The following is a 24,000-nucleotide window of genomic DNA, read 5'->3' on the forward strand; positions in this document are numbered from 1 at the left end:
GGTTCGAAATGACATTAAAACGAATTTTCTGCCTCTTTAGCAGCCTCGGTTCGTGTCCCCACGAACCGGAATAAAGATTTTTTTTCAAGGTTGGTTTATAGAGACACAAACCATGGTAATGGAGAACACAGGGGTAGATTTAACTAAACAACCTCCACAAGCAAGCCCTCATCGGTCTTGTTCACCTTAGCGAATCCACCCTGAGTAAGTTTTTTTATTGCTTTATCCCACTTCTTATTGGATAATCCTGATTGCTCCTTGAGGGCATTCAAATCCATCTTACCTTCCTTCTCCAACATCTCGAATACTGCTTTCTCATCACCGGCTAGCTCAGCTGCCTTGGATTTTACCTCCGGACGCATCTGTGGGAAGAAAAGTACATCCTGAATGGAATTAGAATTCGTCATAATCATGGATAATCTATCGATACCAAGTCCTACTCCTGCTGTTGGAGGCATTCCAAACTCAAGTGCTCTCAAGAAATCTTCATCTAAGGTCATTGCCTCATCATCACCACGTTTACCTAGCTCCAGTTGTTCTTCAAATCGCTCCCGCTGATCGACAGGATCATTTAACTCTGAGTATGAGTTCATGATCTCCTTCCCGTTACAAATCGCTTCGAATCGCTCCACCAGACCTTCTTTAGATCTGTGCTTCTTTGTTAGTGGAGACATTTCTACCGGATAATCCGTAATAAATGTAGGCTGTATCAACAAAGGCTCACATTTCTCACCGAATATCTCATCGATGATTTTTCCTTTCCCCATGGTCTCATCCAAAGGCACCTCCAGTTTTTTAGCTGTTTCTCTTAACTGAGCCTCATCCATTTCAGAAATATCAATTCCTGTAAAATGCTCAATCGCTTCAAACATGGTAAACCGTTTCCATGGTCGTTGGAAGTCAATTACATTTTCTCCCACCTGCACTTTGGTATCACCATGTAGATCCATAGCCACCTTCTCAATCATCTCTTCCATGCTATCCATCATCCAGTTGTAATCTTTGTAGGCCACATACAATTCAACCTGGGTGAACTCAGGATTATGGAATCTGCTCATTCCTTCATTACGGAAATCTTTTGAAAACTCAAACACCCCATCATATCCACCTACAATCAATCTTTTCAGATACAGCTCATTCGCAATTCGCAAATACAGCGTCATATCCAGTGAGTTGTGATGTGTCTTAAAAGGCCTTGCAGCAGCACCTCCATATAATGGCTGAAGGATAGGTGTTTCAACTTCCAAATAACCTTTCCCAGACATATACTCTCGAATTGAATTTACCAGTTTGGTGCGTTGAATGAAGGTATCTTTCACCTCCGGATTAACGATCAAATCCAGGTATCGCTGACGGTATCTCTGCTCTGGATCTTTGAAAGCATCGTATGTCTTTTTGTTTCCTTCTTCATCAGTGGCTTCTTTCACTATTGGAAGTGGACGAAGTGACTTTGTCAAGAGCTTCAGTTCAGTTACATGAACTGATATTTCTCCAACCTCTGTTTTAAAGGCATAGCCTTTAATTCCAATAATATCACCGATATCCAGCTTCTTTTTGAAGACTTCATTGTAGAGTGATTTATCCTCACCCGGACAAATATCATCTCTACGTAAATAGATCTGAATCCGACCGCTAGAATCTTGCAATTCAGCGAATGATGCTGACCCCATAATCCTGCGGCTCATAATACGTCCGGCAAGAGATACATTTCTGTAATCACCTGGCCTATTTTCATAATTTTTCTTGATGTGTTTGGCAGTCATATTCACATCAAATGAATCGGCAGGATATGGGTCTACTCCCATCGCCATCAATTCTTCTCTGGATTTTCTTCGTTGGATTTCCTGTTCGCTTAACTGCATTTTTATCGCTTGTGTTCTTTCTTTATAATCTTTTAACTAGCTGACTTTCTTCTTCTCAGCTCTTTTTTTACCAGGGTGTATTCACGACCACTTTGCCCTGCTATGGATGTGTTTTCCTCTGCTCTTCTAAACAAATAGGGAAGTACCTTTTCTACCGGACCATAAGGCACATATTTGGCTACATTGTATCCTAAATCTGCCAATTTGAATGAAATATTATCACTCATTCCAAGTAGCTGAGCAAAAAAAACTCGGTTATCCATCTTGGCTATTGCGCCTTCCTCCATAAGTTGAGCAAGCAGCCTACTTGATTTTTCATTATGCGTTCCGGCGCAAAGGCCCATACGATCGATGTGTTTCATACAAAACTTCAGCGCTTCATCATAATCTTTATCTACCGCTTCTTTGGTTCCATGAATGGGAGATTCATATTCCATTTCCTCGGCTCGTTCTCTTTCCTTTTCCATGTAAGCTCCTCTGACAAGTTTGGCTCCTAGGTAGTATCCGTTCACCTCAGCTTCAATTTGTGCTCTAGAAAGTCTGTCCAGCATATCGTGCCGATACATCTGATAAGTATTGTAAACAATCGGACGTTCTTTGTTGTATTTCGCCATCATTCGATATACGACTCCATCAATAAAACTTTGGAACCAAGATTCCTCAGCGTCAATCATGACCATCAAACCTTTGCTGCTAGCCTTGTGAATGATCTCATTCACACGTTGCTCACAATTATAGAGCTTTGTTTTTTCTATCTCTGAAAGTTGCTCCTTATTCTGTGCTTTGGTCATAAGATCAGTTGAGCCCAATCCAGACATCTTTAATACACAGAATGGAATATGATCATTTGTTGAAGCAAAATCGATCACTCGTAAAGCCTCTTCCTTGGTATCATTATATCCATCTTCATTTTTCAGTCCCTCCACTGAATAGTCAAGGATGGTCTGCACGTTGTAGTCTCCAAGCAAAGTAATTGTATTACTACAATCTTTTATCGACTCTCCTCCACAAAACTGATTGAAGATGGTTTTCTTAATAATTCCTTTGACAGGCAATTTCATTTTCAGTGCCAGGTTTGTCATCACAGTACCTGTTTTCACCATCCACGGCTTACTCATGGAAGTGAATACAAAGTGTGAGTTCTTTAGCTCCGACGTTGATCGATGCGCAAAGGCAGTTGCGGTATCATCAAAATTGATTGACTCTGATTGCATATTTTTGAAAATCGGTGTGCAAAGATAGCTAACAGATTCACACCATTATCTGTTTAATCAAATGTCTAATAATCTTCCTTCATATCTCGACATCTCAAAGGATATCAATAGCAATTTAAGTGATGCAATTGAAACAATGCATCCGGATAAAATCGCCATTCTGGTAGATGAGAATACCAAAAAGTATTGCTTGCCACACTTACACCTTTCGGTAGATGCCCAAATCGAAATTCAAAGCGGCGAACAACACAAAACATTGGATACCTGTAGTCATATTTGGAAGCAACTTACAGCTATCGGATGTACTAGAAAAAGCTTGTTGATCAATCTGGGCGGTGGTGTGATTGGCGATATGGGTGGATTTGCTGCCAGCACCTACAAAAGAGGAATGCCATTTATCAATATTCCAACCACGCTCCTTTCCCAGGTAGATGCAAGTGTTGGAGGTAAGCTTGGTATCGATTTTGAAGGTTTTAAAAATCATATTGGTGTTTTTCAGGATCCTGTCCGTGTAATAGTTAATTCGGAATTTCTGGCGTCACTTCCTGAAAGAGAACTGAAGTCGGGATTTGCGGAAATAATTAAACACGCTTTGATTCGAAGTGAGGAGCAGTGGGAGTACCTAAACGGGCATTCATTTGAAGAAATGGATTGGAATGAAATTATTCCTAAGTCAATAGCCATTAAAAACGAAGTAGTAGAGGCTGATCCCAGAGAAGGAGGTATCCGAAAGATTTTGAATTATGGTCACACCGTTGGGCATGCTTTAGAATCTCATTTTTTAGATTCTAACACTCCACTGTTACATGGAGAGGCTATTGCATGGGGAATGATTTTGGAAAATGATATTGCAGTTGAGGCAGACATACTTGAAAAAAGAGCGCGCGATGAAATCAATTCATTTATACGGTCTAATTATGAGCTACCCCATAACTTACCGAACTATGAATCACTCAATGATCACCTTTTACAAGACAAAAAAAATGATGCACTAGGCATCAGGTTTTCTTTATTGAAAAAAATAGGGGCATGCGCCCACGATGTACTCGTGGAAGAAGCTTTACTTAAAAAAATTCTTAAATAAACAGATCTTCCTTATCGCTGTTTCTGTCATCCTGAGAAGTCTGCTGTTCTTTCTTTTTTACCGTTTTTTTCGGCGTGCTTAAAAAGAAGGTAAGAGCCCCTAAGGCGATAGAAGCGAAAATTGTTCCTATGGTTTTAGTCCTTGACATATTATGAATTATTGACAACTTAGCAACGAAAAAAGTTGTAAGAATGTTCGTCAAAAAGCCTGCCAAAATTTGAAAAATCGACTAAAAAGAAATAATTCCGGATTAAAAGGTACCATTACACTGGAATCTTCTAAAAGTGAAAGTAATCGCGCACTCATTATTAACGCTTTGGCTGGTGGAAATGTGACTGATATTCACAACCTATCAAATGCCCGTGATACTCAAACCATGCGGTCCTTACTGGAGGGAAAACCGGAAGAATACGATGTGAAAGATGCAGGTACCACCATGCGGTTTTTGACCGCATATCTATCTATCCATGGTCAGGGTGAGACCATCACCGGGACCGAACGAATGAAAAACCGTCCAATCGGACCATTAGTAGATGCGCTCAGAACCTTAGGAGCGAAAATTGAATACATGGAAAAAGATGGCTATCCTCCACTAAAGATTCATCGAATTGGAAAACAACTGACCAATAAAATTTCTATCCCTGGGAATATCAGCAGTCAATACATTAGTTCACTGTTAATGATTGCTCCGAGCCTTGAGCAAGGCCTTGAAATCACATTAACATCAGCTATTTATAGTCGACCTTATATCGAAATGACACTTTCATTGATGAAGGCTTTCGGAGTAGATAATGAGTGGAATGGAAATACGATTAAAGTCTCAAGCCAGACCTATCAACCGGTTGATTATACGATTGAAGGAGACTGGTCAGGTGCGAGCTATTGGTACTCATTTCTTTCTTTGGCTCCAGAAGAATCTGAAATAACTCTGCCCACATTGAGGAAAAACTCCATGCAGGGAGATATTGCAATAGCTTCCATTATGAATGACTTAGGGGTTGAAACTCGGTTTGAATCTGATGGCGTGTACTTGAGTAAGAAACCACTCAATCAAAAGAAGCTGACAATTGATTTTAGGGATTGTCCTGACCTTGCTCAAACAGTAATGGTCTCTGCTGCTGTTAATGGTGTAGCATTAGAAATGACTGGGCTGGAAAGTCTGAAAATCAAGGAGACAGACCGCATTGCAGCTATGAAAAATGAACTAGCTAAAATAGGAGCAAATCTGGATGAAAAAACCAGCAAATGGACGCTAACACCTTCACAACAGTTACCCGATTCAATAACGATTGAAACGTATGAAGATCATCGCATGGCCATGGCATTTGCGCCACTATGTATGAAGATGGATGTAACCATTAATGACCCCTCAGTTGTCAACAAGTCCTATCCTTCCTTCTGGGATGAGTTGCGTAAGTTGAAAATTACAGTTAATTAATAGCTAACCTCTAAACCGGTAATTTCTAGATCTACAACCTTACTGGGATGAAATGTGGAGAACCAAACCCCTTCTATTTCTACCCAGCCGCCCCAGCCAATTTTAAGTCCATCCAAAGGCACATTGGAGGTCCACAGTTTCCAGGCTTTGGGGAATCCATCTTCTCCTATAATCCATAAGTAAGAATCTCCAGGTGTCACACCTCCGGTTGTGTAGGTCACTAAAAGTCCTCTGCCATCATCGACCTTCACGGTTGATCGCATGACGCCCTCATCCCTAACCTTGAATGGAGCCACCAGCCAGAAAGAATCATTCAAAAAGTACTCATAGCCTTGATACTCCGTAACATTGAATTCATCAGGTGACTGGTTCAAATCAAGGTATACATCTTTATTATCCCATCGCACCCTTACTTTGTTCTTTTCCTTTTCCCATTCATAGCTATGACCCCCGGGATATGTAAATCGGATCATTGACAGGGTGTCGAACCTGGATTTGTTTAACGCTTTTAACATCTCATCAGCAAGTGACTCTGCTTCCTGACCCTGCGTGCCATCGGGTACGGACTCATCAATGTACAGATAGGCCAAAATCCCAATAATTATGAGCACAACAAGCCCTGCTCCCAGGTATTTTAATATCGCTTTTATCATGCCAGATCCAATGTTGGTAATAGTTTTGGTGCCTTTCTCACTTTAGTCGCTTGCTCAAACGCATAAGCGATACCAATTAGTTTTGGCTCCTGGTATTTTCCGCCAAAAATAGACATTCCGACAGGTAGGCCATGCACATATCCAGCAGGTACTGTAATATTTGGATATCCAGACCTTGCCGCTGGCGTAGAACTTCCGGTACCAAAGTGATCCCCATTTATCACATCAATCGGCCAGGCCGGACCACCTGTCACACCAATAATGGCATCCAGATTATGCTCTTTCATGGCTCTGTCAATGCCATTTCTGGAAACTTCAGTCACCACCTTGAGGTGCTCCCTATATTCTTCATCCGTAAGCGGCCCCTTCATCTCAGCTCTTTCCAGAATTCCTTGTGGAAAATATGGCATTTCCACATCTGAATTGTCTTTGTTGAATTGAATAACATCTGCAAGAGATTTAACCTTTGCATCCGGACGTGAGGACAAGTACTTATTCAATCCATCTTTGAATTCAAATAGCAACAGTTCCAAACCAGAGTTTCCAAAAGCATTATTCTCATAGAGCTTGATATCTTTTACCACAGTAGCACCTTGAGCTTCCATTGCCTCAAATGCACGCTCCATTATCTCATCTACTCGCTCATGATAGCCAATTGTACCATCTAACACACCAATTCGTTTACCTTGAAGTCCATTTTCATCCAGAAACTGAGTGTAATCCGAATAACTGTTTCCTTCGCTTTCAGAAGTGCGTTGATCCGATTCATCCACTCCCACGCATGCACCCAAAAGACTTACTGCATCGGCTACTGACCTACCCATTGGTCCGGCGGTATCCTGAGTCTCAGATATAGGAATAATCCCATCCCTGCTCCATAGCCCTACTGTTGGTTTAATGCCCACCACTCCATTGGTTGAGGATGGACAAACAATGGATCCGTTGGTTTCTGTGCCAATCGTTAAAGCACACATATTTCCCGAAACAGCTGCGCCAGATCCTGAACTAGATCCGCACGGATTTCTATCCAATGCATAAGGGTTTCTGGTTTGCCTTCCTCTTCCACTCCATCCACTGGAAGATCTGAACGATCTGAAATTAGCCCACTCACTGAGGTTAGTCTTACCTAAAAGCACTGCACCTGATTCTCTCAATTTCTTAACGACAAAAGCGTCATCAGGAGCACTTGACCCAGCCAATGCCATAGAACCTGCGGTAGTCATCATTCTATCACCCGTATCAATGTTGTCTTTGATCATTACCGGAATACCATGGAGCGGTCCTCTAACCTTCCCTTCAGCTCTTTCATTATCTAATTGATCGGCAATTGTCAATGCATCCGGGTTGGTCTCAATTACACTATTGAGGCCATTTTCGTTTTGATCTTTTTCTTCAATTCGTTTGAGGTATAGCTCACAGATTTGGCGGGATGTATATTCGCCTGATTCCATTGCTTCGCGCAATTGAGACACTGTCCATTCTTCTAACTCAAAGGGTTGTTCTTCAGATTTGGAAGGTTCGGTTGAAGACTCGGTTGGAGCACAGGCTTTAATCCCAAGAAAAGGAATTGCACCAGTAATTGCGCTGAGTTGAATGAAATTTCTTCGTTTCATGAGTGTAGTATTTGTTTTTAACGGTTACATGGAATTCGCATGATAAAGATTTCCTACTTGAGGACATCCCTTTAGGGTTTTATTCGTCCTTTGGTTAGTGTTTGTAAAACATGCTCATTTCATGTTAAATTTAATAAGGAAGGTTTAGTCAAAGTTGAAGAACTAAATTTAACCTTTGAATAATCAGAATCAAACCAGCTAAACACTTTAAGTACAAATGAGAAATTTTTTAACCATTCTTTCTTTCTTCATCGGTTTTTGCTCACTTGCTCAACCTGACACTGATATTTATGTCATGGATCTACGCAGATCTACCGAGGGGTTGCTTGTAGAAAAGCATAGCAACATTTCTGAAAATGAGGGGTATGACAATCAACCTTCATTTTGGACCGATGGGGAATCCATTATTTATGCCAGAACAGTAAATGGACAAACTGATATCGCGAGATACTACTTTGACTCGGGCAATACTTTGATCATTTCCGAAACCAAGCAAGGAAGTGAATATTCACCAACACCCATGCCTGATGGTCGCATTTCAAGTATTAGGTTAGACACGAGTGGACTTCAACTTCTCTATGGATATACATTCGATGGCCGAAATGAAGTATTAGTGCCCGACTTGAAAATTGGATATCATGCCTGGATCAATTCAAATGAAATTGTGGCTTTTGTCCTGGGTGATCCAGCCACTTTACAGATCATCAATGTGAAAACCAATGAAGCTCGAATTGTAGGAAGCAATATCGGACGATCCCTTCATAAAATACCTGGTGCGTCTTCATTTAGCTATGTAGATAAAAGCACTACTCCATGGACCATAAAATCAATGGACCCACTCACAGGAGAATCACAAAAATTAACAGCGGTACTCGAAGGATCTGAAGATTACTGCTGGACACCAAAAGAGGAAATCTTAATGGCATCAGGAAACGAACTTTTTGTCTGGAAAAAAGGATCGGAATGGGAAAAATTTGCCAATCTAAGTAAGTTGGGTATCACCTCAATCACTAGACTTTCCGTATCACCAGATGGTAAAAAGCTAGCGATTGCAGCTGAATAGCCATCTATAGTTAATGCACCAATACAATTAGTCCCATTCAATATATCGAATGGGACTATATCATTTGCAGTGTATTTTGATAAGATTTATTCAGTCCTTTGATAATTAATTCGCCAGCTCAGATTCCATGTTTCACCTCCATCAGTCGATGCTTCCCAATCCCAAGTCAATGAATTTTCCTTAATATCATAAAACCTCATTCTGGAAATTGATTCAGTCCCATCAGGTAATTTTCGTGGACTTGTTAATTGAAAGATTCGCTTATCTCCATCCATTATACCTACCAAGTCAATGTACCCGCCCTGGTTGTCAGCCCATGCTTGATGCCATTTTCCATCTGCAGGATTGAAGGTACTAATACTAGTCCCTAAGTATCCTTTGAAGTTCCCTTCAGTCGCTTCAAAATTTTCCTGTATCACTCTTCCATCGAGTTTCTTCTCAATTAAGTTGGTGCCTTTGCCCCCTTCCCAGCTCAAATCCCATTTTCCAACCCAAAAATCCATTTTTGACAGGTCTTCCTCAGATGGCTTAGGTGGTTGCTGAGCAATTAGCCCCGCACAAAAAATCAATCCGATTATAAGTAGTGTCGCTTTCATATTTGTTCTTTTTTACATCAAGTAACTTAAACCATTGACCAAACACCTATTATTTGATTCACACGAAGTAAACATTAGCTAATTTTTATACCGTTTATGAATAAAAATAGTCAATCGAGCAGTCCTTTCGTATAATTAAAATTTGTATTCAATCATGACCTGGGAACTCATTCTTTTTTTAGCTGCTGCCATTCATGGAATCATGCTTTCCATTGCTTTTATGATTGGAAAACAAAGTCAGCAAAAAAGATTCCTTGGGACTTATTTGTTCGCATTCTCAATTACTATACTCTATTATGTGAATTTTTGGTCCCAAGCAATTAACCTTCATTTCGCCTTCATTTGGTTAGGAAATGTTGGCTCCTGGATAATGCCTCTCTGTTTTTATTATTTCATCAATAAAAATGCAAAGATTTCCAACCTTGGATACCACCTAATTGTACCCATCCTATTCTCCTTGTATTTTTTTGGTACAAGAATCGTAGGCGTCTCCCAGGAGTTTTACACGATGGGTGGTCACATAATGATTTTCACAAATATTTTATTGTTTATAGGATATGGAGTTCCAATTTTCAAAACTCATAAGCCAGAGGAAATAAATGGAATTTTCTTAATTCCGTACGTGTCGTTTGTACTTGGATTGCTTGCTTATAAAATCTCCCTTATGGCAGGTTTTTATACACTTCGCTTAGATTACATTATTTGCGGGGGCTTTGTAATACTTACTTACGGAATAACCTATTTGAGTGAATTTTCCTTTCTCAAGGAAAAAATCAGACCCAAATATTCATCAAGCAGTTTAACGAAAGAAGATGGAGATCATCTTGTTGAAAAAATCAATGAGGTGCTAAATCAAAACAAATATTATCGAGATCCTGACTTCAATTTGTCAACATTTGCTAAAAAAATAGGCGTCCCAAAATACCGGATATCGCAAGCATTAAATGCATTTTCAGATAAATCATTTTCGTCTCTAATCAATGAGTTTAGAGTAATGGAAGCGAAAGAAAGACTTCAAAGTGAAGCTACCAGCCATCTCAAAGTTGAAGCAATTGGAGAAGAAGTTGGTTTTAGAAATAAAGTGTCTTTTTATACCCATTTCAAAAAACTTGTTGGTTCCTCCCCCGGGGAATTTCGAGAGGATCACTGGCAGAAAAGTGCCTAACAGCTAACATCTTATTCCATTGCTTGTTAATACGGTATGGGACTATTTAGCAAAACAACTCCGAAAGAAAAGCTTCAGAAGAAATATGAGAAGCTTATGAAAGAATCGTATAACCTATCGAAATCGAACCGAAAGGCAAGTGACGAAAAAGCTGCAGAGGCCGATAAAGTACTCAAGGAAATGGAAGCTCTTTAAATGGGAGTGAAAAGACCCTGGAACATTGTTGATATGCCTGTTTACAGTATGGCAACCTATGATGATGATCAGGTTAACATGAACATATGTACATATGTCACAGCAATCAGTATGAAGCCAAAGCTGTTTATGGTGGCCATTGATTATTCTACAAAAACGTATAAAAATCTAGAGCAAGGATCCAATGTTATCCTCCAAATACTTCATCAGGATCATTCTAAACTTGTTCCACTCCTTGGAAAAACGAGTGGAACGCGAGTAAGCAAACAAGAAAAGCTTGTCTCTAAAGGCTTAATAACCAATTGGAACGGACATCAAGTCTTGAATGGCGCATGCGGATTCTTAGCATTGGAACAGAGAGGAAGAAAAAATGTTGGTGGTGATCATGAGTTGTTTTGGTTTGAAGTAGTTAAATCCAAAACAAATTCTGAAAACAACATCTTAATGTTTCAGGACTTGATACAGGCAGGGATTATTCTTTAGCTTCTGATTTTTCTTTCTATCAAATAAAGGAAAAGATTTCTCACGTAGGTCGAAATGACACTAATAGTCATAAAAGTATTATGGAATTAACCGAACGAGATAGAAATAGAATCATTGAAATGGCTTGGGAAGACCGGACGCCATTCGAGGCAATCGAATTTCAATTCGGGATGCCGGAGAAAGAAGTAATCAAACTCATGCGATCCGAGCTCAAACGAAGTAGCTTCAACCTGTGGCGCAAGCGAGTTAACTCAGGTCCTAGTCAAAAACACCTAAAGAAGCAGCCGGACGATATGACCAGATTCAAATCCTCTCGCCAAAAGCAAATCAGTTTAAATAAAATCAGTAAGCGATAGTGTTTTCCACCGATTACAAAGACATTTTGGACCAGATTGAAACCATCGACCCGATCGATTATGGAAAGACCAGAAACTTCATAGATGGAGCGGTCACTAAACTCTCACCGTATATTTCACGAGGTGTCATATCAACCAAACAGGTACTCCAATCCGTGATGGACAGAGGGTTTGACTCAAAAAAGATCGAGAAATTCATCCAGGAACTAGCCTGGAGAGACTATTGGCAGCAGGTGTGGGTAGCCAAAGGCGATGAAATCAATTCCGATTTGAGAAGGGAGCAACCCAACGTGCAAAACCATGAAATGCCCAACGCACTAATCGATGCGCAAACCGGAATAAAAGCGATTGATGATGCCATCACTGAGTACTACGAGACTGGATATTTACATAATCACCTTCGTATGTACATTGCGAGTATTGCTTGCAATGTTGGGAAAAGTCATTGGTGGGTGCCTGCTCAGTGGATGTATTACCACCTGCTTGATGGTGACTGGGCTAGCAATGCATTGAGCTGGCAATGGGTGTCGGGCGCTAATGCCGGAAAGGAATATTATGCAAATCAGGGCAACATCAACAAATACTCTTACTCGCAACAAACCGGTACCTTCCTGGATGTTGATTACAGCGAATTTGAAAGCATGGAAATCCCTGAAATGCTTAAAGAAACCAATGTTCCTGCGTTAAAAACCCCGCTTCCCAAATCAGAAGACCTCTCCATCAATATCAAGAAGCCCACGCTTATTTACAATTTCTACAACCTCGATCCTGCGTGGCATCAATACAGAGATGTCAATCGGGTGTTACTTTTAGAACCCAGTGTGTTTGAGAAATACCCGGTTTCCCAAAACTCCATTGACTTTATGATGGGCCTTGCAGAGAATATTGAAGGCATCCAGGTCTTTGTGGGAGAATACGATGAGCTGTTAGAGGGGTATTCCATCAATGATGTAACCTTCAAAGAGCATCCGCTCAACAACTATAGCGGATTGGAAGAACCCCGAGATTGGATGTTTAGTGTCAGTGGATATTATCGTTCATTTTTCGCTTTCTGGAAGAAATGTAAAAAGGAAATGAAAGAATGGAACCAACCTACGTTGTTTGGCTGAAAGTCCTAGAAATTCAATAAAACCGAGTTTTGCTCCCTGGCTTGTCATTTCGACCGAATGGGAGAAATCCTTCCAAAATTGGAGTAAAGATTTCTCGTTGCACTCGGAATGACACCAGAATTACAAACATTCCTCTCTCATTTTAGTCTTACTCACATGCACTTGACAAAATCTGACATAGAGAACCTGGAGCGCAAAAAGCGTCTCAACATCATCAACTCCGTTTCGGGCATCAAACCAGCCAATTTGATTGGGACTAAGTCCAAAGAAGGTCAATCCAATGTAGCGATTTTTAGTAGCGTTATTCACTTGGGAAGTGATCCAGCCTTGCTTGGTTTTATTACTCGACCAACAGGTGAGGTGCCGCGTCACACCTATGAAAACATAAAAGAGACGGGATTTTACAGCATCAATCATGTGCCAACCACCATTGCGGACAAAGCCCACTTTACTTCAGCAAAGGTTGATCGCCAGGTATCGGAGTTTGAACGGTGTGGGTTGACTGAAGAATACCTTAATGATTTTCATGCGCCCTTCGTCCAAGAGAGTTCGTTGAAAATTGGGTTAAGCCTCAAAGAAGAGCTTCCAATCAAAATCAATGGCACCATAATGATCATTGGCCAGATTGAAGAATTGATCATCCCGGATGAAGCAGTCGATGATAAAGGCTACATTGACCTGTCACTCTACAACACCGCAGGAATATCAGGTTTAAATACTTATTATTCACTCCACCCGGTGGCCTCCTTTCCTTATGCCCGCCCAAACAAAATTCCTGATTTTGGCACATAAAAAACCTCACTTACCTACCAAAACTTGTATCACTTGCAGCAAACCCTTTACCTGGAGGAAAAAGTGGAAAAATGTATGGGATGAAATGAAGTACTGCAGTGAGCGATGTAGACGGAATAAAATGAGCTGAATTTTTGGTTCAGATCAAAAATCCAATTTCAATCTTATTACTTATTTTACCAACATTAAGCGAATGCAAGTAATCCAATGCAACTTCATTGGACCATGTATCAATTCAAAATAGTAATAATGAGGAAATTAAATCATGTCCTTATGTGGACACTTTTCTTGTCAATCCAATCGATTATCATTTCATGCAGTAGTGACGATTCGGTCGATGAACCTATAGATGAAATAGAAAGTACTCGCTTACCAAAGGCTATTTATGACCATGGGAACTTTACAGCCTCTTACATACTCGATACGGATCAAGATGGTGATAAGGACATCATTCTTGGGCCACACATCGGACTTAGTGCTGATGTGCTTTTGATCAATGATGGAACAGGAAATTTTCAGATCAAGGAAAATGCCTTTCCTGCCAGATACAAAGGTTCAGTTGCAAATACCGTTACCATCTCTTCTGAAGATTTCAATGGAGATGGAAGACCTGATATAATAACTAGCACCATCGATGCAACGGAAGGATCTTTCTCAGAGTCTGCTCAGATTCATCTTTACCTTAATAATGGGGACAATACGTTTAGTGATGGCACCAACCAAATAAACGATAACTTGATTGAGGTTGGTTGGGTTGAATGGATCAGAACAGGAGACTTCAATAATGATGGAAACATTGATTTCTTAACCACAGCATCCGGTGGTTTTGGCATGGATCCTTCAAATGGAGTCTTCCTAGGTGGATATATCTACCTAAATGATGGCAATGCAAATTTTAGCCGCACCATCATTCGGATGAACGACAATGGAGATCTTGGAGAATATACTTTTGAGGTTTTGACATGGGATGAAGCACAAAACGGAGAGGCAAGAATGGGAAGATTTCCATTGGATATTTTCGTAGGTGATGTTGATAATGATGGAGATGTAGACCTTGTAGCTCCTAATGGCTATGCAGATGGGCAATGGGCAACATTTATTAATATCAGTACAGGAACAGAAGTTTCTTTTGAAGTCATTCTCAATGGCAATCACAATTCAGATCCCTATGATGAAGCGCGATTTAAAAATGGTGCGCTCCTTGACATCAATGGAGATGGTTTTCTGGATGTTATTGGTTCTGCATCTATTTCAGGCCTTCCTAACGAAACAGTCGAAATAGTAACTGCTCTTAATGATGGTACAGGCAGATTTACCGAAACAACTGGCTTAATAACAGGAGCTACTCCAGGAGTCAATCATGCAAGACAGTGGCTGGTTGCTGATTTCGATGCTAATGGAAATAATGATCTTTTTATTGCGGATCATGGATATGATTTTTGGCCATTTCCTGGATATCCTAATACGTTTCTCATGGGATCAGGTAGTGAACTGATTAACAGCTCTTCAAATGTTGGAACTGCTAGCGCCTTCACTCATGGGGCTGCTGTAGGGGATATCGATGGAAATGGGACACTAGATTTATTCATGAATAATATTCAGGGATTAGAGAATATTGGTGGTGCATCATCCGATTTCTTTATTTATCTGAATGATGGTTCAGGGAATTTTTCAGGATCAAAATAAATATTTCGTGAATGGAAGTATTCTTTTACGGTCTGTTCATGGATCAATCCATTTTGAAAAAAAATGACATCCACCCATCGAATCCTAGAAAAGGTGTTATAAATAATTATACTTTAACAATTGGAAATCGTGCCTCTTTAATTCCTTGCAAGAATGAGAGGGCCTACGGGATCGTCATGTCTGTAGATAAAGACGCCATCCAGAAGCTTTATGCTGAACCAAGCGTAGAAGACTACATACCGGAAGAGGTCACTATCACTATTGACTCAAATAAAACAGTTACAGCTATATGTTATAATCTCCCTAAAACATTAATTACAGGTACCAATAAAGCCTATGCACAATCCCTATTTGAGTTGGCAAAAAAGGAGGGGTTTCCTGATGATTATCTCCGAAAGATTGCAAAAGCTGCAAAAGCATAATTGATTTTCTAGGCTTCTAAAAAAGCTGCAAATACATCCTTAGTCGTTACTATACCCACCAATTCATCATTCTCTAAAATCGGTAATGATTGAAAGGACATATGGCTAAATACTTGAGCAGCCTCTTTTATTGTTGCATTAGAGGTAAGTGAATGCACATTTTCTGTCATCAATTCCTCGATGGAAAGAGACTTAAAAATGGTGCTTTCTTCCAGACGTTCTCCTATGAAATCACAGAGATATTGCACCTGCTTTAGATCATTAGAACTAATCATCCCTACAAGTTTGCCACTCTCTAATACAGGTAGGTGATGGATTTCATATTTATCCATCAAGTCTCGTGCGCTAATTACTTGGTCATTGATATCAATGAAATGGACTTGCTTAGTCATTATTTCGGAAATGGATCGTGTCTTCATTTTAATATTGTTTATAACACGAATTTGCCAACGATCCAGCTAGCGATGAATCCGAATAGTCATTTCTGCATATGATTTAAATCAATCCGATTTTTGCAACTCTATGAGTAGGTTGTCACCATCAACTTCCTACTCCCTCCATAATCCCGATGCTCTCCCAGATAGATGCCCTGCCAGGTTCCAAGATTGAGCCGCCCATTGGTGACGGGGATTGTGACTGAACTTCCAAGTGTACTGGCTTTCAGATGTGCGGGCATATCATCTGGTCCCTCATAAGTATGTTGGTAATAAGGTGCATTTTCAGGAATTGTTTTATTGAAATGACTTTCAAAGTCTGTGCGAACGGTCGAATCTGCGTTTTCATTGATTGTAAGACTTGCTGAGGTATGCTTGATAAATACATGAAGTATACCTGCCTCTATTGAACCAATATCAATTCGATTCATAATTTCCTGGGTAATCAAATGAAAGCCTCTCGGATATGGAGGTAATGATAGTTCGATTTGTGTGATCATTTCATAAAGCTAAATAAGCCATCATTTTCAACAACCATTCATACCAAATTCCATTCATTAATTGGTGATAGATGGCTAGCTTACAATATCAGAATCTTAACCTTTCAAAAATGAAACGTAACTTGTTTTTACTATCCGTCCTGTGTTCTCTCGTAACATTTGGGCAGTCTGCTAACGATTATTTCGCACCGCTTAAATATCGTCTCATAGGCCCTTTCAGGGGTGGGAGGTCTGTTTCTTCGAGTGGAGTGATTGGTGATCCATTGACTTACTACATGAGCACCACTGGAGGTGGTCTCTGGAAAACAACAGACGCTGGTCAGCGATGGACCAATATTTCCGATGGGTACTTCAAGACCGGATCAATGGGAGCTATTGCCGTATCTGAATCACATCCATATACGCTCTATGCAGGAATGGGTGAGCATGCACCTCGTGGTGTGATGACCTCTTACGGCGATGGAGTATATAAATCCACTGATGAGGGGGAAACCTGGAAAAAAATGGGTCTGGAAGCTACGCAACATATTGCTCGCATCGTCATTCATCCAACCAACCCAGACATTGTGTATGTCGCCGCTCAAGGAGCACTTCATGCACCAACAGAAGAACGGGGTGTTTACAAGTCAACAGATAGAGGTAAAACCTGGAAAAAGATTTTGTTTGTTAATAACCTGACCGGCTGCAGTGAATTGTCAATGGATATGAACCACCCGGGTATTTTGTATGCCGGCATGTGGGAGCATCAGCGTAAACCATGGAAAGTGATCAGTGGAGGTGATGGAAGCGGAGTTTATAAAAGTATGGACGGTGGAGAAACCTGGAAGAAAATAGAAAAGGGACTTCCGGATGTGATGGGTAAGATAGGCATCTCGGTAAGTCGAGCTAATTCGCAGAAAGTTTATGCTATTATCGAAGGAGATTCACAAAAAGATGAAGGTGGGTTGTTTGTTTCCAACAATGGTGGTGAAAATTGGTCCCTTGCAAGCGGTGACAATAGACTTACCCAACGCGCATGGTATTACACTGAAGTATTTGCAGATCCTCAGGATGAAAATACGGTGTATGTACTTAGTGCACCTGCTCTACGATCAATAGACGGAGGAAGGACCTGGGAGCGATTGAGTGGCACGCATGGAGACTACCACGACTTATGGATCAATCCAAAGAATGCTAAAAACATGGTCATTTCCAATGATGGAGGTGCTGCTATCACCTTTAATCGAGGTGAGACCTGGTCTACTCAAGCGAATATGCCTACGGCACAGATTTATCGCCTTAATGCCGATAACCTGTGGCCTTATAATTTGTACGGGGGTCAACAGGACAATTCTTCCATTAAAATTGCCACACTCTCACAGTACTCCGGTGGCATTAACCGAAAGGACTGGAGCCGATCTGCTGGAGGTGAAAGTGCTTTTCTTGCCTTTGATCCGGATAATCCTAAGTATGTAATGGGAGGAAGCTACCTGGGCAGTATGGAGGCAATTAATCAAGAGACCGGAGCTGGAATGCCGGCCATAGCAGCACCTATTCAATTTCTTGGCAAAGCGGCGAGAGATATGAAATACCTCTACAATTGGAACTCCCCGATTATTTGGTCCAAGCATGAACCGGGGACCTTTTATCATGGAGCACAGCTGGTTTTGAGAACACGAGATTTAGGTCAAACATGGGATGAAGTATCTCCGGACCTCACTCGAAACATTAATGAAAAGCAAGGCAAAGGAGGTGGTCCGCTAACCAATGAAGCGGTAGGAGCTGAAAACTACGGGACCATCAGCTATTTACTTGAGTCTCCCCATGAAAAAGGGGTGATCTGGTCAGGAAGTGATGATGGACAAGTATATCGAACAAGCGATGGAGGACAAAACTGGGAAAATGTAACTCCAAAGAATTTGGGTGAATCGTTGGTCAATGCGATTGAAATATCACCGCACGATCCTTCTACGGTTTATATCGCAACTACAAAATACAAATTCAACGATTACACTCCTGCCATTTACAAATCGACAGACAATGGAAAGAGCTGGAAACCCATCAATAATGGCATCCCATATGGGGCATTTACACGAGTTGTAAGAGAAGACCCAGGAAGAAAAGACTTGCTTTATGCAGGCACTGAGAAAGGCATCTACGTATCGTGGAATGGTGGAAACTCATGGGAGCCATTTCAACTCAACTTGCCGGTGACACCTGTCTTGGATCTAATGGTTCATAAAGGAGACTTATCAGTAGCAACATCGGGACGATCCATTTGGGTATTAGATGACCTAAATGTTTTGCAGCAAAAATCTGATGACTCATCCATCAAGCTATACAAACCTGAAGATGCGTATTATGGCTTTTGGTATGGTCCGCTTAACAGCAGCAATACCTCCAACTTTGATGGAACTGATCCATTTGAAGGAGTGAATCCGGCTAATGGTGTAGTAATCTATTATGAGCTCCCTGAGCTAGCAGACTCTGCAGCAGTTTTATTAACCATTAAAGACGCATCCGGAAATACAGTAAAGGAGATTTCCTCTGAATCAGATAAATCATATAAGCGATATGATGGTGGTCCTCCGCCCTCACCCACAGTGAGCAAAGAAGCCGGCCTCAATCGGTTTGTATGGAACATGCGCTATCCGATCATGCCTGGTGTGGATGCTGTGTACATCGAAGGAAGTTATCGTGGACATAGGGTGTCTCCAGGTACTTATACGCTGACTTTAAATGTCAACGGAGAGGAAATGTCTACTGAAGCTAAAATCCTTGAAAACCCGACTATGGATGTTTCAGATGAGAACTTTAAGGCGTATGACAAGATCATGACAGAAATGGAAGCAAATCTAACTTCCATGCACAATACCATCAATCAGGTAAAACGAGTGAATGATCAGTTGAAAGAGATGAAGCCTGAGCTACCAAGTGATGAACTGAAAACCACATGTTCCGACCTCATCGAAAAACTCAATAAATGGGATGAGGACATGGTTCAGCGCAAATCAAAAGCATATGATGATGTGGAGAATTTTGAGAATAAGTTCACCGCGGATTATCTCTATTTGATCAATGCGACAGAATCCCAGATTCCGCGAGTGAATGCTTCATCTGTTGAACGAAAGAAGGAACTTGATGCTATTTGGAAAACATATGAGACACAAGCTAACCAATGGTTGAATCAAGATATTCCTGCTTTCAACAAAGCGCTTTGGGAAGCCGGGATTGGAGCGATTAAAATCAAGTAGGAAATCATTCAATGAATTAAAAAGGCTATTCAGAATAATCTGAATAGCCTTTTCATTTTGAGTCTTAGTCCTTGACCTCAGAGTTCATCTATTGATTTTTTGTACATCCTAAAGAATAGAAAGGGTAAAAAACCAATTCCAAAAAGCAGGAAGCTAATACCAAGCATCACACCTGCACCTGGTAAATGGAGCATTTTAAGTGTTACAGATGCTATAATGAGTGCAATTGAAATAGTACCAATAATCCATTTCAATTTTTCAGATAAAACCTCTCTTGCGATCAGTTTATATCTATTGATTAGAAATAAAGGAATAAAAACACAGGATACTCCTATGGCTCCTAGTCCCATCAAAACCCCAGCACCAGCAAGGTGCAATAGTTTAAAAGCGATTCCGGTTATCCATGTCACTGTGAACAGATAGCCGACAACATACATTAGTCGTTTCATAAACATGATTTTTGAGTAATTGAATAAAAAAATTGTTTCCTGTTGTATTTCATCTAGTCCGTTGGGAGCTGTCTGCAAATAGGCTTTTTCAAACGCCTTCTCAAAGGATTGCCCCCTATCCATTTCAATCTCAACCAGACAGCAGAAATGATCAATTAGATCATCTTTCATTGCTTGATTTTTAATCGAGCTTTGATCTATTTCTTGAATAATACGGTCCTCGTATTCTTCAGCAATCATATCGCAGGGGATGTTTTTAAGTCACTAAAAATCACTTTTTCCATCGTCTTGATAAAGTCCCTCATCTCATCAAGCAATGTGTCTTTTTGCTTCTCACCTTTTTCGGTGAGCTTATAATATTTCCTTACTCTCTTCCCAATGCTGACTTCTTCGAAAGTCAAAATACCATCTTTAGTGAGCTTATGGAGCGCTGGGTAAAGTGAGCCATCTTTCAAATGAATTTTCCCTTCCGTCTCCTCTTTCACCTTTTGAGAAAGCTCATAACCATACATTTTGCCATGCTCGGAAAGCAGCTTTAGCACAATTACCTCCAATGTTCCTTTTAACAGTTCTTTCGAATACATAATACAACAATATATCAATTATTGATGTATTGCAATAAAATACCTCATTAATTGAGGTATTATTTAAAAAATCGTGTATTAAAGAGTTCAAGAGGAAATTTCATGATCGAAAATGATCAAATTAACAAATGACTTGTCCGTAATTGGACAAACTCATCATATGGATAGCTGCTGATTAAAAGAATTTAAGACGTTTCTAAATCTGGCATTCCGTTTGTAATGCCCGATATCAGTTTATCATTGATGAGCAATGAAAGTAAATATTTTCTTAATAATGACTTTGTTGTTGGTTCTTGGATGTTCCGACAATCTTGAGACTGTAGTACAGACTACAGTAAAGTTTGAAAGCAGCACATTTAATCTAAATGAGGCTGATGACGCATTGATCGTGACTGTGGTTCTAGACGAACCAGCTAAAAAAGAAGGTAATCTGGAAGTAATGTTTAGCGGATCCGCAAAGAGTCCGGATCATTACATTGTTTTACCTGAACTTAAAAATGGAATATTAAAATTGGCCTTTGAGAAAGGTGATGATGAAGTGAATTTTTTGATTTTACCTGTCAATGATGACGTAAATACAGGCTCCAAATCCATCACCCTTACCTTACAAAATCCAACAGATGGATTTGTGTTAGCTGATAAGATCGCAAACATTTCAGTCACTGATAATGATGAAGGTGAAAATCCCGGTAACCCTGAACCTATTGCTGTTAATTTCAGCATTCCAAATGCTACAGTCTCAGAATCTGATGCCGATGGTTTAGAAATTGAGGTGATGTTTGAAAGGGTTTCTGTAATTCAACAGGTAGTTGAAATAGCTGTTGGCCTACCTAATAACTATGAATACGGGGTAGATTTTCATACAGATCCGGAAATGGTTGACTTCCTTATTCCGCTTGTATTTGAAGCTGGCGAGACCAGTAAAATGATAAAATTTTATCCTTCAAATAATAATGTAGTAGAAGCCAATGCGGAATTGATTTTTACCATTAGCAACTGGAGTGAAGGTCTGATGCAAGGAAGTGAATTTGATCTTTTATTGACCGTGGAAGAAGATGATGTAATCAATTCTGAAATTCATACCATCGCAGAACTCAAAGCTTATTTTACGACACACGAAGGAAATTGGTATTTCTCTACAGATTACTTCATTGAAGGGGTGGTGACAAGCACTGATAATGTACCAAACAGCAAGTTTATTTACATTCAAGACGAAACAGGCGGTATTATGCTTGGCTTCATCCTAAATAATCTATTAACTATTGGAGATAAAGTTCAAATCAATCTTAAGAATGCAACTGGTGAAGAGGTGAATGGTCACAAAACAATGATTGGAGTGGAAGATAGATTAGGTAAAGTGATCGCAAAAAATGTATCAGTTCAACCCGTTGAAATCTCTCTAGAAGATTTGGTTAAAGGAACATTTGCGGGACAATTGGTGAAAATCAGTAACGTCTTTTTCCCTAATGCTGATGGTTCCAGGGTTTGGGAAGGCTCGCATGTATTGTCAAGCAGTGTAAACACCAGACAGGCAGTAGCTACGACATACAATAAGGCCTCATTCAGTCAGGAAATCTTACCATATGGTACTTTTACTGTAACAGGAATAGCTGGAAGTTGGGATCACCTACATGTTACCGGATTGAGCGCAATTCATTTTTAATAAATCATTTAACCGTGTCAGAAGGGCTATCCGACATATATCGGATAGCCTTTTCATTTTCAAAAAAGAACTCTCCAATACAGCTCGGTATCTTGATCAGCCGCTTAGCACGATTCGTATTAATTATAGCTAGTAAGGCACTACTTTAATGCATCAATCATTAGATATGAATCACGACAAACAAACTACAGCTATAGCACTAGGTATATGTTTAGGTACAACCGTCGGGGCGATTACTGGCAATATTGCCATATGGCTAAGTGTAGGGATAGCATTAGGTGTTGCCATTGGAACAAGTTTACAGAAAAAGGCAAACAAAGAAAAGTAAGGACAATGCTAAGCATTGTTTGGATTATTGTCATGTCAAAAAAGTAAATTTGAATTATGCGAATTAAAGATCACTGGCAATATTCAGATGAAGAATTCGAGAAGATTTTTGAATCTTATAGGCTTAAACCCGGAATATTTAGCCATGAGGCCCACCTGAGATTGGCATACATCCATATCCAGAATTATGGGAGAGAACAAGCTGAATTAAATATGTGTAAACAGATTAAGGGTTTTGCTGAATCTTTAGGCGTATATGATAAATTCAATAAGACAGTTACAATTGCATCTGTGAAGGCCATGGATCATTTCATGCAAAAAGCAGAATCTGATAATTTCAAAAATTTCATTCAAGAGTTTCCGCGTCTAGTGACCAATTTCAAAGACATTTTGGGACAACACTACGGTTTCAATGTTTTTGCAGATAAACGAGCCAAGAAGGAATTTGTAGCACCTGATCTTCTTCCATTTTAAAGATGGCTACCTTCTTTCCGACTCCTCACGATTTTCGAAAGTGGTTGGAAGAAAATCATCAAAATGAATCAGAACTTTGGGTTGGATACTATAAAAAGGCAACAGGCAAACAAAGTATCACCTGGCCCGAATCTGTTGACCAAGCGCTTTGCTACGGCTGGATTGATGGAATTAGGAAAACCATAGATGAAGAGGCCTATCAAATAAGATTTACTCCTAGAAGAAACGATAGTCATTGGAGTCATGTGAATATCAAGCGAATTGGAGAACTTAAAAAAGCAAATCTTGTAACAACAGCTGGCCTGGAAGCCTACAAGAAGAGAAATCCGGAAAATTCAGGTCGGGCTAGCTTTGAGCAAAAGGAAGTTAAACTGAGTAAAGACTTTGAAGCTCGTATAAAATCAAATAAAAAAGCATGGACTTTCTTTAATTCCAAATTGGCTCCCTCCTATCGCAAACAATCCATCTGGTGGGTGATGTCAGCTAAGCGTAAAGAAACACAAGAAAAGAGATTAGCCATTTTAATCGAATGTTCAGAGAAAAGCGATAAGATTCCTCCCTTAAAGTGGAGTAAATAGACAGTTATTAGTCATAAAGATTCATTC

Annotated in this window: 27 protein-coding genes; 17 read left to right on the top strand and 10 right to left on the bottom strand. The window is 40.1% G+C overall.

Annotated features, from left to right (window positions below):
* Window positions 1-143 precede the first annotated feature (143 nt).
* Together lysS and ACOMC3_RS12915 are read right to left on the bottom strand one after the other, a co-directional pair.
* Entirely contained in the window at window positions 144-1,862 is a 1,719-nt protein-coding gene (lysS, locus tag ACOMC3_RS12910; RefSeq protein ID WP_420316305.1) for a lysine--tRNA ligase, read from the bottom strand.
* Between the two features lie 32 nt (window positions 1,863-1,894).
* A complete protein-coding gene (locus tag ACOMC3_RS12915) occupies window positions 1,895-3,076 on the bottom strand; it encodes a proline dehydrogenase family protein (protein ID WP_420316306.1) in 1,182 nt (393 codons plus the stop codon).
* 61 nt (window positions 3,077-3,137) lie between these two features.
* Between ACOMC3_RS12915 and aroB the strand changes: the two genes are divergently transcribed.
* Window positions 3,138-4,160 (top strand): 3-dehydroquinate synthase, encoded by a 1,023-nt coding sequence (aroB, locus tag ACOMC3_RS12920; RefSeq protein WP_420316307.1) that lies wholly within the window; start codon window positions 3,138-3,140, stop codon window positions 4,158-4,160.
* On the opposite strand, the gene ACOMC3_RS12925 is transcribed toward aroB, so the two are convergent.
* A complete protein-coding gene (locus ACOMC3_RS12925) occupies window positions 4,153-4,308 on the bottom strand; it encodes a hypothetical protein (RefSeq protein ID WP_420316308.1) in 156 nt (51 codons plus the stop codon). The genes aroB and ACOMC3_RS12925 overlap by 8 nt on opposite strands.
* A 69-nt stretch (window positions 4,309-4,377) precedes the next feature.
* Between ACOMC3_RS12925 and aroA the strand changes: the two genes are divergently transcribed.
* Window positions 4,378-5,598: a 3-phosphoshikimate 1-carboxyvinyltransferase gene (gene aroA, locus ACOMC3_RS12930; RefSeq protein ID WP_420316309.1), complete on the top strand. Its 1,221-nt coding sequence runs from the start codon at window positions 4,378-4,380 to the stop codon at window positions 5,596-5,598.
* Here aroA and ACOMC3_RS12935 read toward each other — a convergent pair.
* Together ACOMC3_RS12935 and ACOMC3_RS12940 are read right to left on the bottom strand one after the other, a co-directional pair.
* Window positions 5,595-6,251, bottom strand: a complete 657-nt coding sequence (locus ACOMC3_RS12935) for a hypothetical protein (protein ID WP_420316310.1) — start codon at window positions 6,249-6,251, stop codon at window positions 5,595-5,597. The genes aroA and ACOMC3_RS12935 overlap by 4 nt on opposite strands.
* The gene (locus ACOMC3_RS12940; RefSeq protein WP_420316311.1) at window positions 6,248-7,864 is read right to left on the bottom strand and encodes an amidase; all 1,617 of its coding nucleotides are present in this window, start codon (window positions 7,862-7,864) and stop codon (window positions 6,248-6,250) included. Before ACOMC3_RS12940 ends, ACOMC3_RS12935 begins: the two co-directional genes overlap by 4 nt.
* Before the next feature lie 217 nt (window positions 7,865-8,081).
* Here ACOMC3_RS12940 and ACOMC3_RS12945 point away from each other — a divergent pair, with 217 nt between their 5' ends.
* Complete coding sequence (locus ACOMC3_RS12945) at window positions 8,082-8,927, top strand: TolB family protein (protein WP_420316312.1); 846 nt, start codon at window positions 8,082-8,084, stop codon at window positions 8,925-8,927.
* Between the two features lie 86 nt (window positions 8,928-9,013).
* On the opposite strand, the gene ACOMC3_RS12950 is transcribed toward ACOMC3_RS12945, so the two are convergent.
* The gene (locus ACOMC3_RS12950; protein ID WP_420316313.1) at window positions 9,014-9,523 is read right to left on the bottom strand and encodes a hypothetical protein; all 510 of its coding nucleotides are present in this window, start codon (window positions 9,521-9,523) and stop codon (window positions 9,014-9,016) included.
* Between the two features lie 154 nt (window positions 9,524-9,677).
* Between ACOMC3_RS12950 and ACOMC3_RS12955 the strand changes: the two genes are divergently transcribed.
* The 9 genes from ACOMC3_RS12955 (at window position 9,678) to ACOMC3_RS12995 (ending at window position 15,731) form a co-directional block, all read left to right on the top strand.
* On the top strand, window positions 9,678-10,688 hold the full coding sequence (locus ACOMC3_RS12955; protein ID WP_420316314.1) for a helix-turn-helix domain-containing protein: 1,011 nt from the start codon (window positions 9,678-9,680) through the stop codon (window positions 10,686-10,688).
* A 36-nt stretch (window positions 10,689-10,724) separates the two neighbouring features.
* Complete coding sequence (locus tag ACOMC3_RS12960; RefSeq protein ID WP_420316315.1) at window positions 10,725-10,883, top strand: Lacal_2735 family protein; 159 nt, start codon at window positions 10,725-10,727, stop codon at window positions 10,881-10,883.
* Entirely contained in the window at window positions 10,884-11,366 is a 483-nt protein-coding gene (locus ACOMC3_RS12965; RefSeq protein WP_420316316.1) for a flavin reductase, read from the top strand.
* Between the two features lie 80 nt (window positions 11,367-11,446).
* Window positions 11,447-11,722: a TIGR03643 family protein gene (locus tag ACOMC3_RS12970; RefSeq protein ID WP_420316317.1), complete on the top strand. Its 276-nt coding sequence runs from the start codon at window positions 11,447-11,449 to the stop codon at window positions 11,720-11,722.
* A gap of 26 nt (window positions 11,723-11,748) precedes the next feature.
* A complete protein-coding gene (locus ACOMC3_RS12975; RefSeq protein WP_420316318.1) occupies window positions 11,749-12,831 on the top strand; it encodes an FAD-binding domain-containing protein in 1,083 nt (360 codons plus the stop codon).
* 156 nt (window positions 12,832-12,987) lie between these two features.
* On the top strand, window positions 12,988-13,623 hold the full coding sequence (locus tag ACOMC3_RS12980; RefSeq protein WP_420316319.1) for a flavin reductase family protein: 636 nt from the start codon (window positions 12,988-12,990) through the stop codon (window positions 13,621-13,623).
* On the top strand, window positions 13,586-13,753 hold the full coding sequence (locus ACOMC3_RS12985; RefSeq protein ID WP_420316320.1) for a DUF2256 domain-containing protein: 168 nt from the start codon (window positions 13,586-13,588) through the stop codon (window positions 13,751-13,753). The genes ACOMC3_RS12980 and ACOMC3_RS12985 overlap by 38 nt, the downstream gene beginning before the upstream one ends.
* Before the next feature lie 119 nt (window positions 13,754-13,872).
* Complete coding sequence (locus ACOMC3_RS12990) at window positions 13,873-15,309, top strand: FG-GAP repeat domain-containing protein (RefSeq protein WP_420316321.1); 1,437 nt, start codon at window positions 13,873-13,875, stop codon at window positions 15,307-15,309.
* A gap of 11 nt (window positions 15,310-15,320) precedes the next feature.
* Window positions 15,321-15,731 (top strand): gamma-glutamylcyclotransferase family protein, encoded by a 411-nt coding sequence (locus ACOMC3_RS12995; protein ID WP_420316322.1) that lies wholly within the window; start codon window positions 15,321-15,323, stop codon window positions 15,729-15,731.
* Between the two features lie 8 nt (window positions 15,732-15,739).
* On the opposite strand, the gene ACOMC3_RS13000 is transcribed toward ACOMC3_RS12995, so the two are convergent.
* Together ACOMC3_RS13000 and ACOMC3_RS13005 are read right to left on the bottom strand one after the other, a co-directional pair.
* A complete protein-coding gene (locus ACOMC3_RS13000; RefSeq protein WP_420316323.1) occupies window positions 15,740-16,150 on the bottom strand; it encodes a CBS domain-containing protein in 411 nt (136 codons plus the stop codon).
* A gap of 101 nt (window positions 16,151-16,251) precedes the next feature.
* Window positions 16,252-16,665 carry a secondary thiamine-phosphate synthase enzyme YjbQ gene (locus ACOMC3_RS13005; protein ID WP_420316324.1) on the bottom strand — a complete coding sequence of 138 codons (414 nt, stop codon included), beginning with the start codon at window positions 16,663-16,665 and terminating at the stop codon, window positions 16,252-16,254.
* 110 nt (window positions 16,666-16,775) lie between these two features.
* Between ACOMC3_RS13005 and ACOMC3_RS13010 the strand changes: the two genes are divergently transcribed.
* Entirely contained in the window at window positions 16,776-19,898 is a 3,123-nt protein-coding gene (locus tag ACOMC3_RS13010; RefSeq protein ID WP_420316325.1) for a VPS10 domain-containing protein, read from the top strand.
* A 77-nt stretch (window positions 19,899-19,975) separates the two neighbouring features.
* Here the strand turns inward: ACOMC3_RS13010 and ACOMC3_RS13015 are convergent, their stop codons facing one another.
* Together ACOMC3_RS13015 and ACOMC3_RS13020 are read right to left on the bottom strand one after the other, a co-directional pair.
* A complete protein-coding gene (locus tag ACOMC3_RS13015) occupies window positions 19,976-20,587 on the bottom strand; it encodes a hypothetical protein (RefSeq protein WP_420316326.1) in 612 nt (203 codons plus the stop codon).
* On the bottom strand, window positions 20,584-20,931 hold the full coding sequence (locus ACOMC3_RS13020; RefSeq protein WP_420316327.1) for a PadR family transcriptional regulator: 348 nt from the start codon (window positions 20,929-20,931) through the stop codon (window positions 20,584-20,586). Before ACOMC3_RS13020 ends, ACOMC3_RS13015 begins: the two co-directional genes overlap by 4 nt.
* Window positions 20,932-21,181: 250 nt before the next feature.
* Here ACOMC3_RS13020 and ACOMC3_RS13025 point away from each other — a divergent pair, with 250 nt between their 5' ends.
* The 4 genes from ACOMC3_RS13025 to ACOMC3_RS13040 all read left to right on the top strand — a co-directional run bounded on the left by ACOMC3_RS13025 (window position 21,182) and on the right by ACOMC3_RS13040 (window position 23,973).
* Entirely contained in the window at window positions 21,182-22,594 is a 1,413-nt protein-coding gene (locus tag ACOMC3_RS13025; RefSeq protein ID WP_420316328.1) for a DUF5689 domain-containing protein, read from the top strand.
* Between the two features lie 166 nt (window positions 22,595-22,760).
* A complete protein-coding gene (locus tag ACOMC3_RS13030; RefSeq protein ID WP_420316329.1) occupies window positions 22,761-22,922 on the top strand; it encodes a hypothetical protein in 162 nt (53 codons plus the stop codon).
* Window positions 22,923-22,978: 56 nt separating this feature from the next.
* On the top strand, window positions 22,979-23,395 hold the full coding sequence (locus tag ACOMC3_RS13035) for a hypothetical protein (RefSeq protein ID WP_420316330.1): 417 nt from the start codon (window positions 22,979-22,981) through the stop codon (window positions 23,393-23,395).
* A 2-nt stretch (window positions 23,396-23,397) separates the two neighbouring features.
* Complete coding sequence (locus ACOMC3_RS13040) at window positions 23,398-23,973, top strand: YdeI/OmpD-associated family protein (protein WP_420316331.1); 576 nt, start codon at window positions 23,398-23,400, stop codon at window positions 23,971-23,973.
* The last annotated feature ends 27 nt before the right edge of the window (window positions 23,974-24,000 follow it).

The organism is Ekhidna sp. (assembly GCF_965212185.1).
Classification (GTDB): domain Bacteria; phylum Bacteroidota; class Bacteroidia; order Cytophagales; family Cyclobacteriaceae; genus Ekhidna.